The sequence below is a fragment of the Nitrosomonas sp. genome, from assembly GCF_020852615.1.
GTDB lineage: Bacteria > Pseudomonadota > Gammaproteobacteria > Burkholderiales > Nitrosomonadaceae > Nitrosomonas.
This window is the reverse complement of sequence record NZ_JADZAJ010000002.1, coordinates 1-14274: the sequence shown is the minus strand read 5'-3', so window position 1 is coordinate 14274 and position 14274 is coordinate 1. Positions and strand designations below refer to the sequence as shown.

At 49.7% G+C, this 14274-nt stretch carries 12 protein-coding genes, 1 tRNA gene and 4 pseudogenes; 9 read left to right on the top strand and 8 right to left on the bottom strand.

Annotated elements, in window-relative coordinates; genetic code table 11:
* Window positions 1-67: 67 nt before the first annotated feature.
* Entirely contained in the window at window positions 68-880 is an 813-nt protein-coding gene (locus IT527_RS00105) for an RNA methyltransferase (RefSeq protein ID WP_363278038.1), read from the bottom strand.
* Window positions 881-1085: 205 nt separating this feature from the next.
* Entirely contained in the window at window positions 1086-1256 is a 171-nt protein-coding gene (locus tag IT527_RS00100) for a hypothetical protein (protein WP_292964863.1), read from the bottom strand.
* A 221-nt stretch (window positions 1257-1477) separates the two neighbouring features.
* Here IT527_RS00100 and IT527_RS00095 point away from each other — a divergent pair.
* Window positions 1478-1553: transfer RNA gene (locus IT527_RS00095), tRNA-Met, on the top strand.
* Window positions 1554-1677: 124 nt separating this feature from the next.
* Here the strand turns inward: IT527_RS00095 and IT527_RS00090 are convergent.
* Entirely contained in the window at window positions 1678-3096 is a 1419-nt protein-coding gene (locus tag IT527_RS00090; RefSeq protein ID WP_292964860.1) for a dihydrolipoyl dehydrogenase, read from the bottom strand.
* Window positions 3097-3318: 222 nt separating this feature from the next.
* Here IT527_RS00090 and IT527_RS00085 point away from each other — a divergent pair, with 222 nt between their 5' ends.
* Window positions 3319-4302 (top strand): malate dehydrogenase, encoded by a 984-nt coding sequence (locus IT527_RS00085; protein ID WP_292964857.1) that lies wholly within the window; start codon window positions 3319-3321, stop codon window positions 4300-4302.
* Between the two features lie 329 nt (window positions 4303-4631).
* Here IT527_RS00085 and IT527_RS00080 read toward each other — a convergent pair whose 3' ends face one another.
* Window positions 4632-6602, bottom strand: coding sequence for a nucleoside-diphosphate sugar epimerase/dehydratase (locus tag IT527_RS00080; RefSeq protein WP_292964854.1), 1971 nt, complete (start codon window positions 6600-6602; stop codon window positions 4632-4634).
* Between the two features lie 11 nt (window positions 6603-6613).
* Complete coding sequence (locus IT527_RS00075; protein WP_292964851.1) at window positions 6614-7348, bottom strand: sugar transferase; 735 nt, start codon at window positions 7346-7348, stop codon at window positions 6614-6616.
* 86 nt (window positions 7349-7434) lie between these two features.
* On the opposite strand from IT527_RS00075, the gene IT527_RS00070 reads away from it, so the two are divergent.
* The 4 genes and pseudogenes from IT527_RS00070 (at window position 7435) to IT527_RS00055 (ending at window position 9291) form a co-directional block, all read left to right on the top strand.
* A complete protein-coding gene (locus tag IT527_RS00070) occupies window positions 7435-7842 on the top strand; it encodes a nucleotidyltransferase domain-containing protein (RefSeq protein ID WP_292964849.1) in 408 nt (135 codons plus the stop codon).
* Window positions 7827-7955 (top strand): hypothetical protein, encoded by a 129-nt coding sequence (locus IT527_RS00065; protein WP_292964846.1) that lies wholly within the window; start codon window positions 7827-7829, stop codon window positions 7953-7955. Before IT527_RS00070 ends, IT527_RS00065 begins: the two co-directional genes overlap by 16 nt.
* 12 nt (window positions 7956-7967) lie before the next feature.
* Window positions 7968-8258: pseudogene (locus tag IT527_RS00060) on the top strand (HepT-like ribonuclease domain-containing protein); the annotation flags it as partial.
* Between the two features lie 79 nt (window positions 8259-8337).
* Window positions 8338-9291: an SDR family oxidoreductase gene (locus tag IT527_RS00055; protein WP_292964843.1), complete on the top strand. Its 954-nt coding sequence runs from the start codon at window positions 8338-8340 to the stop codon at window positions 9289-9291.
* Between the two features lie 59 nt (window positions 9292-9350).
* On the opposite strand, the gene IT527_RS00050 is transcribed toward IT527_RS00055, so the two are convergent.
* The gene (locus tag IT527_RS00050; protein ID WP_292964840.1) at window positions 9351-10109 is read right to left on the bottom strand and encodes a glycosyltransferase; all 759 of its coding nucleotides are present in this window, start codon (window positions 10107-10109) and stop codon (window positions 9351-9353) included.
* Window positions 10110-10382: 273 nt separating this feature from the next.
* Window positions 10383-11468, bottom strand: coding sequence for an Rpn family recombination-promoting nuclease/putative transposase (locus tag IT527_RS00045; protein WP_292964837.1), 1086 nt, complete (start codon window positions 11466-11468; stop codon window positions 10383-10385).
* A gap of 54 nt (window positions 11469-11522) precedes the next feature.
* Here IT527_RS00045 and IT527_RS00040 point away from each other — a divergent pair.
* A pseudogene (locus IT527_RS00040) lies at window positions 11523-11955 on the top strand (IS5 family transposase); the annotation flags it as partial.
* Window positions 11956-12091: 136 nt separating this feature from the next.
* Here the strand turns inward: IT527_RS00040 and IT527_RS00035 are convergent.
* A pseudogene (locus IT527_RS00035) lies at window positions 12092-12838 on the bottom strand (IS5 family transposase).
* A gap of 450 nt (window positions 12839-13288) precedes the next feature.
* Between IT527_RS00035 and IT527_RS00030 the strand changes: the two are divergent.
* Window positions 13289-13483: pseudogene (locus tag IT527_RS00030) on the top strand (hypothetical protein); the annotation flags it as partial.
* Between the two features lie 175 nt (window positions 13484-13658).
* Window positions 13659-14274 (top strand): TonB-dependent receptor plug domain-containing protein (locus tag IT527_RS00025; protein WP_292964835.1); only part of this gene is annotated, 616 nt, incomplete at its 3' end.

Below are 14274 nucleotides of genomic sequence, written 5' to 3'. Positions count from 1 at the left end.
GAAACAACCCCCGGCGTAATCATGATAAAAAGAAAGTCATTCACTGTCTGCACAACTCCCGTCAATATCAGACAGCGCTACTTTCCTGTCTGACTTTCTCAAACAGGCAAATGGCTGCTGCAGCAGCAACATTAAGGGATTCAGCACCTCCCGGCATCGGTATCATCACCCGCTGATGCGTCACATCCAGAAGTGCCCGGGAAACCCCGCCACCCTCATTACCAAAAACAAACATGACCGCCCCCTGCAAATCTGTCCGATAAAGATTACCGGCATTGTCCAGCGCTGTCGCCACGACATTCCCGTCAAACTGGCGAGCTACCTGAACCAGATCAGTATTTTCGTGGATCCTCAGAGAAAAATGTGCCCCCATGCCTGCTCTCAATGTTTTGGGTGACCAGCTGTCAGCACAGCCGGACGAGAGATAAACTGCTTTGACACCCGCTGCAGCGGCGGAGCGCAGTATTGAGCCCAGGTTACCGGGATCCTGAATATCTTCCAGCAGAATACAAAAATCACACTGACGAGAATCAGCCGTAAACGTGTATTGCGGAATATGAATCAGTGCCAGTATGCCAACAGGGGTTTTGACGGGGGATATCCGGCTGAACAAGGCATCACTCAGCATCAGACTATCCGTTTCCTTAAGTGCCTGATCAGCATGAATCAGCAACCGATCAATTTCAGGGTGCTGACGGCCGGACTCACTGACGATCAGAAGTTCCGGCACATGGCCTGATGCCAGGCAGGCTTGCAGCAGATGAACACCATCCAGCAGCGCCAGGCTTTCATCACGACGTTTACGTGCCGAATGTTGCAGCCTGAGCAGCTTCCTGAATAAGGGATGTTCACGTGAAGTTATATGGCGCACACCGTTCATAATTACAGATTAACTCAATGACGGCATGCTACCAAAAACAGGCTGCTGAAAAAATGATTCCGGTGCTGCGGGTAACCTCTGAAAATACCGGCTACCCTGGCAGGGCAACACCCCGGTCTTTGATACTCATGCTGGAAATATCCAGTAAATCAGAGGTACCAAAGCCCGGTTGCCACAACAAGACAATACTCAAAACAATACTTCCCTACTCCACCTGCTTGGGTTTACCTGCTCCTTCCTGATCTTCAGCAGGAATTTGATGGAATGGCTGGACAGTTTTTCCATAGGTGGATGAATCAGGTGAATTTGGCGTGGATGGTTTGCACGCGGCTATTGCCAGTATCATTGATGCCACAATTACCAGTCTGATCTTCATATTTACCCTCTTATTGACAAAATTTACGGATACGCCCCACAAACTGCACCTGCAGCGTAACCGAAAGGGGGTAGTAAAATACTGATCCAGATCAAATCCACCTGATTGTCGCCGATAATTAAACACGGCCCGCCAGGAGAGGAAAAAAGCGGCCCCTGCCAATCCGCCTTGACTACCTTTCCGGCAAAAGGCAGAATACGCGCTCTGTCTTTCAGGCACATGGCGAATTAGCTCAGTGGTTAGAGCAGCGGAATCATAATCCGTTGGTCCGGGGTTCAAATCCCTGATTCGCCACCACTTCTCCTATTATTTCTTACCCATCCCGTTTCCTGCCACTCCCATTCGCTGTTCCTGCTCCCGCTTATACACTTCTGCGGGGTATCTGCCACATAAAACCGTTTTTACCTGCCCGGAATTTTGTCTAGTCGAGCGCAACCGAATCAAAAGACTCGCACATTGCCAGATCTGATTCATGGCGTGCCGGAAATTTCGAAGCAAGGTTACGTAAGGCGGTACGCAATCCTTCTTCCAGCACCGGATGATAAAACGGCAATCGCAATAAATCCCGGACAGTAAGCGACTGCCCTATTGCCAGTGCCAGCAAATGCGCCAGATGTTCTCCGGCTGGAGCGCACATTTCCGCACCCAGCAGCCGGCCGCTGTCTGCTGCTGCATACACCCGCAAGACACCACGATTTACTTGAGCGGAAAGCGCCCTCCCCTGATGGCTGAAATTGACTTCCCCCGCATGAATCGTTTCCTGCTGGAGTGAGTGAAACGATTTACCCGCCACGGCTATGTTGGGATCAGAAAATACGATCGCCAGCGGAATCCGCCGTTTGAAACAAATCAGCTCCTCTCCGACTGCGTTCAACCCGGCAATATGGCCATCATCCGCAGCTTCATGCAACAGCGGCCGCCGCTGGTTAACGTCACCAGCCAGAAAAACCGGTAAATCCGCTATCTGCAGCGTATCCGGATTGACAGGTGGCAAGCCTTTTTCATCAAGCGGGACACCCAGTGCTTCCAGATCCGCCTCATCGATGTTGGGCCGCCTGCCCAATGCAGCCAGCACACTCTCAACTTTGATTTCTGCATCTCCTGTACTGACTGTAATCAGCCCGTTTTGCGGATTTATGGCTACATTGGCACGTGCCCCAAGGTAAAGCGGAAATTCATCAGATAACAGTGATACCGCAATCTGATTGACGAGCGGATCAGTAATCCCGCCAATCATGGCGTGAGAGCCAAAACCGGTAACATGCACTCCCAGTCTGGAAAGCGCTTGTGCCATTTCCAGACCAACCGGCCCCATGCCAATCACAGCGATGCTTCCAGGTAATGTTTTCTGTTCAAACAAAGTATCCGTCGTCAGTAACCGTTCTCCCAGATCCCGCCAGGACTCTGGTACAACCGGCCGTGAACCGGTAGCAATAATGATTTTACGGGTGTGGTATTTTTCCCCGTTCACCCTGATTGCTTCCGGAGAGAGAATACGGGCACGGCCTGATAGCGCACGTGGCCCCAATTCCCTGACCGTTTTCAGCGTGCTGGCAACAAAATCATCACGTAACCGGCGAACCCTCTGCAGTACGCGATAATTATCCACCTCCAGCCGGTCCGCCCCCGTAATACCGAACTCATCAAAGCTGATCCGGCGGTGAAAAGCATTTGCTGCTTCAATCAGTAACTTGGAAGGCATACATCCCACCCTGGCACAGGTAGTGCCCCACGGCCCGTCATTGATCAGCAGAAAGTTATCTGTACGCTTTCTGATTTCTCGCAAGGCAGATAAACCGGCACTGCCCGCCCCAATGATTACCACATCAAATTTATGCATAATTCAGCCCAGGTAATTTATTCATCATATAAAAACATCTTATTTCCAGCATATTCAAATGCTTTGTTATTGCCAGTTTTCTTCCCAAAAGAGAAAAACTGCCGCCTGGATAAAGCCCGCCTTTATTGAGTCCATAATTTATCGGTATAATCCGCCCTTGTATTTCTACCCAATTTCTTTTCCCGTCGGGAAATATATCAAATACTCAAGGAGCAGGATTTGATGCTTTCACCCGTTCGCATTGCCGTCACCGGCGCGGCAGGACAGATCAGCTACAGCTTGTTATTTCGAATCGCGGCCGGCGATATGCTCGGCAACAATCAGCCTGTTATTCTTCAGCTCCTTGATATTCCTGAATCCAGAAAAATACTGGATGGTGTTGTCATGGAACTCCAGGATTGTGCTTTTCCATTACTGACAGACATTATTGCAGCACACGATCCGCTAGTTGCATTTGATCAGGCTGATATTGCCATACTGGTCGGCGCCCGCCCGCGCGGCAAAGGCATGGAGCGCAAGGACTTACTGAAAATCAATGGTGAGATTTTCAGAGAGCAGGGCAGCGCACTGAATCAGGCAGTAAAACGTAATGCAAAAATTCTGGTGGTGGGAAATCCTGCCAATACCAATACCCTCATCACCATGAGAAATGCACCTGATCTAACCCCTGAAAATTTCTCCGGAATGCTCAGGCTTGACCACAACCGGGCATTGTCACAAGTTGCGATGAAACTGAATCAGCCAGTCAGTCAGATCCGGAAAATGATTGTGTGGGGCAATCACTCATCCACACAGTTTCCCGATTTATCTCATGCAGAAATTGGTCACCAGAAAGTAGCTGACCTTATAAAGGATCAGGACTGGATCAGAAACAATTTTATGCCTACTGTACAGAACCGGGGAGCGGTAGTCATTGAAGCACGCGGTCTATCCAGTGCGGGCAGTGCAGCCAACGCTATTATCGACCATATGCGCGACTGGATATTTGGAACCAGGGAAAATGACTGGACTACCATGGGAATTTTATCGGATGGCAGTTATGGAATACCTGAAGGGGTTATTTATGGATTCCCGGTGGTTTGCCATAATGGAAAAAGATCCATTGTCCGGGATCTTGAAATCGACCCGTTCTCTCGCACCAGACTGGATGCCGGCTATGAAGAGCTAATCCAGGAACTGGACTCAATCAAACACCTGCTGCCCTGAAATCTGGACAAAACAGGTTCAGGACAGCAGAAGCCTCTGTACAAACTCTTCACGGGCCGTGTTACCGGTAAAACGTGATGATGATCGCAAGCCATGCGATTTTGCCACAGCCCGAATGAGCACGGATTTGGCAGGCAGTCTGCTGTGTTACGCCCGCTCACCCGTTGCGAAGACAATAATCATGCGTGCCTTACAGCCTATCCCAAAAACCATATACCTGTTGATATAAGGCTATTTAATGGTCGTGAGGTCATTTTGCATACTGACAGACGTGGCAGCCTCATTCCGGTCTGTTTTCCAATTTCCAGTTAATTGCACTGTACCGGCACTCAGGTCTTTTCAGCACCTGCAGCCAGTGCCTCAGCTTCCTGTTCCAGATAAACCCAATCAACTATCTCACTGTTGGGGGTATAACCTGGCACCAGCTGCTGCATCATCAGGCGGATCACGCTGACATCATTCACATTTAGTGCAACTTCCATTGCACCCAGCCTGGCTTCCAGCTCAGCCCAGGGAATAAATTCCTCATGCGCTTTCATAATCCTCGGGTGGGACGTCGGTTGCGGATTATCTCCAATCAGTAACTCTTCGTAGAGTTTTTCTCCGGGACGCAAACCGGTAATTGTGATTTCAATATCCCCATCAGGATTTTGCCCGTCTTTAACAGACAGCCCGGAAAGCTCAATCATGCGGCGAGCCAGATCAATGATCTTTACTGATTGCCCCATATCCAGTACAAACACTCCCCCTCCTCTGGCCATGGCACCAGCCTGAATAACCAGTTGGGCTGCTTCCGGAATTGTCATGAAATAACGGGTAATCTCGGGATGGGTCAGTGTAATCGGGCCGCCGCCGCGAATCTGTTGACGGAATCGCGGCACGACTGACCCGGAAGAACCCAGCACATTGCCAAAACGCACTATGGAAAACCGGGTGTTGGCACCATCATCAGCAAGCGCCTGCAGTACCATTTCAGCCAGACGCTTGCTTGCCCCCATGATATTGGTGGGGCGCACCGCCTTATCCGTACTGATCAGTACAAAATCCACCACACCATTTTCTTCTGCTGCCCGTGCCAGATGAAGCGTACCAAACACATTGTTCTTAATGCCCTCTGCCGGATTATGTTCCACCAGCGGTACATGTTTATAAGCCGCAGCGTGATAAACCGTTTCAGGATGCCAGGTGGATACAATCTCACGCATTCGTTCTTCATCCTGCACCGAAGCCAGCAGCGGCACCAGTACAATTTCACGGCGCGCCAGTTTTTCTTCCAGCTCCTGATGAATCTGGTAGAGCGCAAATTCATTCTGCTCAACCAGCAACAATTTATCCGGCCTCACCGCGAGAATCTGGCGACAGAGCTCACTGCCGATTGATCCGCCCGCCCCCGTCACCAGCACTACCTTGCCAAGGATATTCTTCGCCAGCAGAATATGGTTTGGTGTTATCGGTTCGCGGCCAAGCAGATCATCAACATCCAGTTCACGTAAATCCGCAATGCCGACCTTCCCCTGAACCAGATCAGCCACACTGGGCAGTGTGCGTACCGAAACATGTGCACCACGAACCTGATCCAGAATTTCATTACGACGGCGGCGCGAAATACTGGGCATTGCCAGCAGTACATCGCTGATATTCAGCGTTATAACCAGTTCAGCCAGATCTCCCGGGTTATAAACAGGAATCCCATTAAGCACATGTCCATGTAAACGGTCATCGTCATCCAGAAATCCCACCACCTGCATTTCCGGGCTGTTGGTCATCGCCAGAGCCAGCTGCCGACCTGCCCGGCCGACACCATAGATAAACGCCCTGGGGCGGGAAGCATTTTTGAGAATACCGAGATACTGCTCTCCCAGCCACATGCGAACCAGTGCACGTGAACAGCCTATCAGCAGGAGAAGCAGCATCGGCTGCATAATACCGACTGTGCGGGGCACCCCTGGCACCCCGATAACAGTAAAGATCGTCAGATAAAATAACCCGTAAAGTCCGATGGCTCGTGCTACTGCCAGCAAGGCCGGCCAGCCGCTATAGCGGAAAATGGCGCGATAAAGGCCCGTTACGATAAAAACAGGCAATGCCAGTACAACCGAGGCAACAGTCGCCCATATCATACCTTCAGCCCAGAACCCCCCCCGGGTAAAACTGACGAATTCCCCCAGTCGAAGATAATAGGCCAGCCAGACCGCCAGAACACACAAACTGAAATCAACCAAAAGTGCAATTATCCGTTTTGCCGTACGAGGCAAAGCCAGGACAGGGAGTGCGAGCTGTGCAAGGTATTTTTTCAGCATAATCTGTTCCATCAGTCCATTTTATTTTTTACACGATCACCTGCACCCCGCCCCAGCACTGTCAGCAGGATATACCTGAAATAAGACACCGGCGATAATGTCTGAATCATTCGCGCATCAATTTCTGCCAGCAGCACAGGAGTAGACATATCAATACCCTGAACCTGCGCCAGTCCCGTAATGCCGGGGCGTACATCAAAAACACGCCTGAGCTGCCGTTCCCTGATCAGCTCATGCTGATTCGGCAGACAAGGTCGGGGACCAACCAGACTCATCTCTCCCCTGAGCACATTCCATAATTGCGGCAGTTCATCCAGCTTGGTTTTTCGCAGAAAACTGCCAAAAGGAGTAACAGCCGAGACATCAGCCAGATGAGTCGCTACCGAAGCCGTACCGGGCCGCATGGTGCGAAACTTGACCAGAACAAACGATTTCTGCCATCTCCCCACCCTTACCTGCCGAAATAACGGCAATCCGGTATCGAATAATCCGGCTACATAAAGGGCTGCCAGCAGCGGCAAAGCAATTAAGCAGCCCAGGGCTGCCAGCACAATATCCAGTAAACGTAACATGATGTCCCGGTTTACAAATTTATCCAAAAATCTACCCGGATAGCATATTGCATCACAATGGATCAATTTGCTTACACATTCAACCAGAACCCGGATATTCCTTTCCAGCCCTACCCCTTCACGAATACGGTTATTACGCAAATCATCGTACAGACCGGATTCTTCCGAAGTCAAGATGATGACGATCGCACCCCACCAGAGAAGCCGATACCCCTCCCGGCAATTTCATTTATCATCAATTTTTGCAAAAGGTGATACAGATGAGCCAGCAGGAGACAGACAAAATTGACAGACAGATTCAATCAGTAATGGATCAGTTTTCCAACATCAGGCTTGTAATCATCCTTGGATCTGTCGCCATAGGAAAAGCCTCTCCGGAAAGTGATCTTGCTATTGCTGTTTTGGCAAAAAAACCACTCTCGGCCCAAAATAAAATTTTACTTATCAATGTATTAGCCGAATCCACGGGCCGACCGATAGATCTGGTCGATTTAAGCCAGGCCGGCGAGCCGTTACTGGGGAAAATTCTGCAGCACGGAAGAAAAATCTCGGAAAAGAATCAATATTATGCCGAGCTTCTCAGTAAACACCTGATAGATCAAGCGGATTTTGTGCCGTATCAGCGCAGAATTCTGGCGGAAAGGCGCAAGGCATGGATAGGCAAATAATTGATCAAAAGCTTGAATCCTTACGCAGATGCCTGGAAAGAATCCGGCAAAAATGTCCGGTAACCGCACAAGAGCTGATCAACGATATTGATCTGCAGGATATCATTGCTTGAAATCTTAGTCGCGCTATTCAAATCTCTGTTGATATCGGTACCCACCTTCTTGCAGAAACCACGACACCTGCACCAACAACAATGGGCCAGACATTCGATCTTCTGGCGCAAGCCAGTATTCTGGATGCGACCGTGGCAGCACAACTTAAAAAGGCAGCTGGTTTCAGAAATATAGCCATACCTAACTACGAAATTATTAACTGGCTTATTGTGCACAAAATTGCACAACAACACCTGATCGATTTCAAAGACTTCGCTACCCGGATTTTCCAGTATGCCTGCCAGCAAGCACCAGAAAACTGATAGACAAAATCACCCGGACTATGAAGGTAATTCACCCGTTCATTGTTGTTCGCAGAGATGTTGTACCAGGGGATATACAATGAATATCTTATTGACCGGAGCCAGCGGCCTTGCAGGCGGTGCTGTCTGGCAGACACTGCGTCAGCGAAAGGTAGCGGTACGACCTGTATTTCGTACATTAGCCTCGGCGCTGACAGCAGGATGCACAACCGACGAAGCAGTCATCGTACCCGCATTGGACGCGGCCACTGACTGGACGCAAGCCCTGACAGACATGGATGTAATCGTACATTGCGCTGCCCGTACCCACGTAATGCAAGATAACGCAGCTGACCCGCTGATGGAATATCGCCGCATAAATGTGGAGGGTACGTTGCGCCTGGCGCAGCAGGCTGCCACAGTCGGGGTACGGCGTTTTGTGTTTATCAGCTCGATTAAAGTTAATGGTGAGGGCACTCTACCCGGAGAAGCCTATACGGCGGATGATGCACCTGCACCGGAGGATGCTTATGGCATCTCCAAGGCTGAAGCTGAAGCAGGTTTGCAAAAGCTGGCTCAGGAAACCGGAATGGAAGTGGTCATCATTCGTCCGGTGCTAATCTATGGCCCGGGCGTCAAAGGTAATTTTCTGACCATGCTGCGCTGGGTACAACGTGGTTTTCCTCTACCGTTAGGCGCAGTGGTAAAAAATCGCCGCAGCCTGGTAGCGCTGGATAATCTGGTAGAGCTTATCTGCACCTGTGTATATCACCCAAACGCGGCTAATCAGATTTTTCTGGTAAGCGATGGAGAAGATCTATCCACCGCCGATTTATTGCAGCGACTGGGCCAGGCACTGGGCAAAAAAGTGTATTTACCTGCCATGCCGGTGTGGTTGCTGCACCTGACAGCGCGTTTGCTGGGCAAGAGTGCAGTGGCGCAGCGCTTACTGGGTTCGTTGCAGGTAGATATCCGTAAAACCCGCACACTGCTTGGATGGCAGCCGCCATTATCGGTAGATGAAGGCTTGAAAAAGCTGGTGAAGCAGCAGTAACCCTTACCTATGCTTACCTGTATCTTATTCTTACCCTGCCTGTGCCTTACCCTGCAGACTTACCTCACAGAATTTGCCTGCATTCCTGGCAAACGCCCCCAATGCTTCCAGAAATACCGCAGCATGCTGGCTATATGCCACCTCATGTAACGCAAACTTCTCCGGCTGGTACGTTGTGCATCATGAATTACCCGGGTCTTTGGGCACGCCAGGACTGATCGCCCAGATTTCCACAGGCGCGCACAAATATCCACATCCTCGTAGTACAAAAAATACTTCTCATCAAAACCGGCAACCGCACGGAAATCCTCCGCGCGAAACAGCATGAACATTCCACCCGCCCAGTCTGCTCTAAACGTCATATCTTCAGCAGCAAAAATATATCGGCCATCACTTTGGCCAAAAAATTTGACAACCAGAGAAAAAGGAGTGGGAAAACGCCGAATACTGTCCTCGACTTCACCACCTGACGTAATTACCATCGGTGCGATCACTGCAGCGGATAACCGTGTGATCTCCCCAAGCAGTACCGGAAACGGGTCTTCAGTCAGCCGAATATCGGGATTCAGAACACAGAACCATTTCCCCTTTGCCTGCCGGAAGGCCGCGTTATGATTCGCACCAAACCCCCTGGTCACAGTATTTCTCAACACCCTGACCGGAAAAGGATAATCACCAGGCTTGAATACAACATCTTCAGGAATATTAAGAGTGATCAATACTTCTGTGATCAGAAACGTACCCAGCCTGACCAGATCTTTGAGCAATTGCTTAACCAGCACTGACTGACCGTGACTAACAACAGAAATCGTGATCATGCAGCGACACTGCTAAAGTACGCTTGAATAACGCACCAGCCACAAGGTATATTCCCCGCAAAAACCCGTTGATAACGGGTCTGTGATACCAATCCGAAAGCCAGCTCCATAAATGAAGTATGCCGAAATCAACAAACCACTGCGACTGGCGATTAAACATGAAGCAGAAATAATATATAAAATCCTGCACGCTGCAGCAGTTCGGAATTGATCTGACAGGTACATCGTCAAACCGGGTAACTGTCAGATCGGGTCTGAACTGCTACAGATTAATCAATCCGCAAACACTTCTTCGATTGATTGTGCTGTCAGTATTCGCCGGCCCCAAAGCTGCAATGTTTGCGAGTCTGCTTTTTTTATACGAGCATTAATCATTTCGCTAACAGAACCAAAACGCCATTCCAGCTGGCGCAACAGTAAATCTATTTCCCCTTCCAGTCGCCCTTCCTGCCGCCCTTCCTGCCGTCCTTCCTGCCGTCCTTCCTGCCGTCCTTCCTGCCGTCCTTCCTGCCACCCTTCTCGGATGCCGATCTGTTTGCCTTCCCGGATACCTATCTGCTTTCCTTCTTCAATTCCCTGCTGTTTCCAGTCCTTAGTCCAGTCTTTAACACGTTCTGAAAGCATGCTTGTTACCTCCTGTAAATCTTTTATTGCATTGAATTCAACACCAGGAATTCTGCCTGGTAAGAATACCCGTTTCAACCAGATGGTAAATGCCCGTCGTAAATGATTTTGCCGGGGTGATTGTAACCAGATGATCAACGCTTGCAACACTTGTTGGACATCTTCCGGAGTGCGGCTGTTCTCCAGACGGAACAGGGCGGCTGCCAGGTTGCGCAGTTCTGCCAGTTCGTGTTCGTGGTAGCAGCCTTCATCCAGCAGCAGATAATGCAAATGCGGGCGATAACGTTCCAGCCCGCCCGGTACAGGTGTGATCAGATCAGCGATGTCTGCCGGTGCCTGCCAGCGCGGTTCACCGTTATACAGCACGACTGGCAGAACCGGCGGAAGCAGCTCATTTATTTTAATCACTTTACTTCTGATCAGGTCCTGATACAGCAGGCCAACATAAGCCATGATACGCACGGCCATAAACCAGTCTACTGAGGATTGAAATTCCAGCAGCAGGTAAACATACAGCCAATCTGGCTGGTTAGTGTGCTCTTTTCCCCAGCGGATACGCCAGATAACATCATCATGACGTTCACGCAGATCGTCGCTGACATAGCTGCCGTTGACCTTCTCCAGTGTGGAAAAATCCAACTCACTGATCCATTCCTCCCGAACAAAGCCGCGCAGCAAATCTGCCACCATTTCCGGATGAGAGAACAGTAATTTATAGCTGTGATCGTGATCCATTCCTGAAGTGTAATGGAATGAGAAGAAATAAAGGAGCGAACTGACCGAACGGCCGGATAATCACGAGGAGGCTGGACCACCAAAATTCACCTGGTCGCGGCAGATGCCAGAACCGCAGTAGTGTTTTCGTTATCTCCCGGCCAGGCCAGTGATGCACCAGAAGGGTGAAAGCTGCTGAAAACCCTGGAGAATAAGGGGTTCTCTGACACGCACGTGATCATGGATAACGTACGAAGGGGATGAAACCCGGCAGTTGGTACTTAATCTGGGGATGATTCCAGTGGTGCCACCAAAAGCGTATCGTGTGTCGCCCTGGGAATACGATGTTGAAATGTACAAAAAGCGCAATGAGGTAGAGCGACTGTTTCGTCGCCTGAAGAGATTCAGAAGAATCTTCTCTCGCTTTGACAAATTGGATGCAGCTTTCCGATTCTTCATCCATTTCGCTCTGATTGCAGATCATTTAATTAGTGTTAACAGGCACTAGGAATCTGTCGGACTTAACGCCCAACCAATTGATTTATAACGAATCATGATTTATGCCAATAACAAAAAGTATTATTAAAAACAATTGGTTACATTGCATTGAGACCTTAAGTCCGACAGGCTGCCAGATTATGTAGTCACGGGATACATACCCATAGGGCGATACATCTGATTTGTACATCAGCAAGGAAAGAAGAGGTATTTTTGGCGTATCCTGTAGCAACACCTCGCCATCTTTTGAGATACAGGAAGGCATTCTCAACAACATGTCTCAATTTATATAGTTCTTTATCATAAGAGCTTTACATTTTGCGATTCCTCCTTGGAGGAATTCATAGCCTGTTTCTCTGCCTGCTCAATAATCGCATTGCTGTCATAGCCACGGTCTGCCAGCAGATAATCTGCGCTGATTCCTTCAATCAGGCGGCCAGCCTGCGTGCAGTCAGCAGTGGTACCTTGTGTAATAAAGATTCTGACCGGTATACCATGCGCATCCACGGCCAGATGTATTTTGGTGTTGAGCTCCCTTTTGTCCTCCTGATTACCCCCTTTGGCTCCACTGGCATGAGGGTAAACCTTGCAATGGCTGGCATCGATCATTAGCCATTTATAATCCGGATTATCAATCAGGATTTCCAGCAGCTTCTCCCAGATACCTTTGTCACACCAGCGAATAAAACGACGGTGTGTATTGCTCCAGCCTCCGTAGTCCGGCGGTAAATCTCTCCATGGAGCACCCATTCGTATAATCCAGAAACTGCATTGATAAACTGACGATTGTCACTGGCTACTCCTCCCCATGCTCCCTTACGACCCGGTAAATGCTCTTCAGGCAGCAACCAGACCTTGTCCGATATATCATGTCTGCGGTGAGATTGTGTCATATGAAAACCCTCCTTGTCTCTTAACAAAGATCTTATATTCTTAATCTCATGACTACACTATCTTGGGATTAAGGATCGGACAAGGTTCGTTATGCGACGGCAATCTCGATTCGTTTGTCCGCGCGTATCGCCAGTGTGGTGAGCATATCCAAACTAAATTCTTCCCATTTCCCACGCATCAGATCCCTTGCTCGGAAAAATGCCCTGCTTCTACGGGGAATATGATCATACGAAACCCAACATGACTGTATCGTCTGGTGATAGTGACCTTGTTCAATCCTGCAAGCTGTTCTGGCTGATACACCGGACAAACCGGCAAAATCAGCTTGTGGGCTCGGATTGAATCGGGTGCGGCGTTATGTCACATTCCAAATCCTGCTTCTGTTCTGTATAACTTCCCCGCATTGATATACAGCTAGCTGTACATCGCTAATATCCATTATGAATGTCAGTCACGACATTGTGCTCAATTTGATCGCCAATACCACGACGAAAGCGGATCTTAAAATCCAGGCCAAACTCGACCGAGGTGAGTACCCAGCCGGAATCAAAATGATCAGGAGAAAAAAGAATGGAAGAATCCTCTATCACCCTACTGTGGGCTCTCTTAGGAACGGCTCTAAGCAATCCATTGTTTGGGGCTGAAGAAAACCACGTAGTGAAAGAGGAGCAGGATGTGAGGGAAACGTCTGCTTTAGAACAAGGGCGGGCGCATCTGGCGCAGGGTATAAAGATGAGATCCGATTCCATAATGCAAGGACGGGAGACTGTAGATGGTTCCGAGGAAAAGGATACTGGGCAGGTAGCTCGTGATGTAGAAGTGGCAGTACCCACAGGGTATGTCACGCAGCTGCCGGCGGTGACAGTCACTGGCGCCCCTGCCTATCCCGAATTGAGCGGCTACACTACTAACCGCGCTGACAGTCTCACCAGGACGGATCTGCCTCTGAGCGACATCCCTGTCTCAATCCAGGTGGTACCGCATGAAGTATTGCGCGACCGCGCAGTGATCCAGCCCGGCCAACTGCTAGAAAACGTCAGCGGTGTGCAGACCGAAGCCAGCTACGGTGGGAATCGCGGAATATTCTTCAATATACGCGGCTTCACGACCCACAGCAGCAGTCGCGATGGATTCCAATACAACGGCAACCTGGTTACCCGTGATGTGCAGAACATCGAACGGATCGAAGTGATGAAAGGGCCGTCCGGTACGCTCTATGGCGGCGTTGGTTCGCTAGGTGGCCTGGTTAACACGGTTTCAAAACGACCGCTCTACTACAATTATGGTGCAATCAATCTGCTGTGGGGAAATTACCAGCAATGGCGACCGACCTTTGACATCAACCGCGTCCTGGGTAAAGGTTTTTCCGTGAGATTGAACGGTGCGTACGAGAACAACGGTACCTTTCGTGATGGTGGCGGATTCGAATCATATT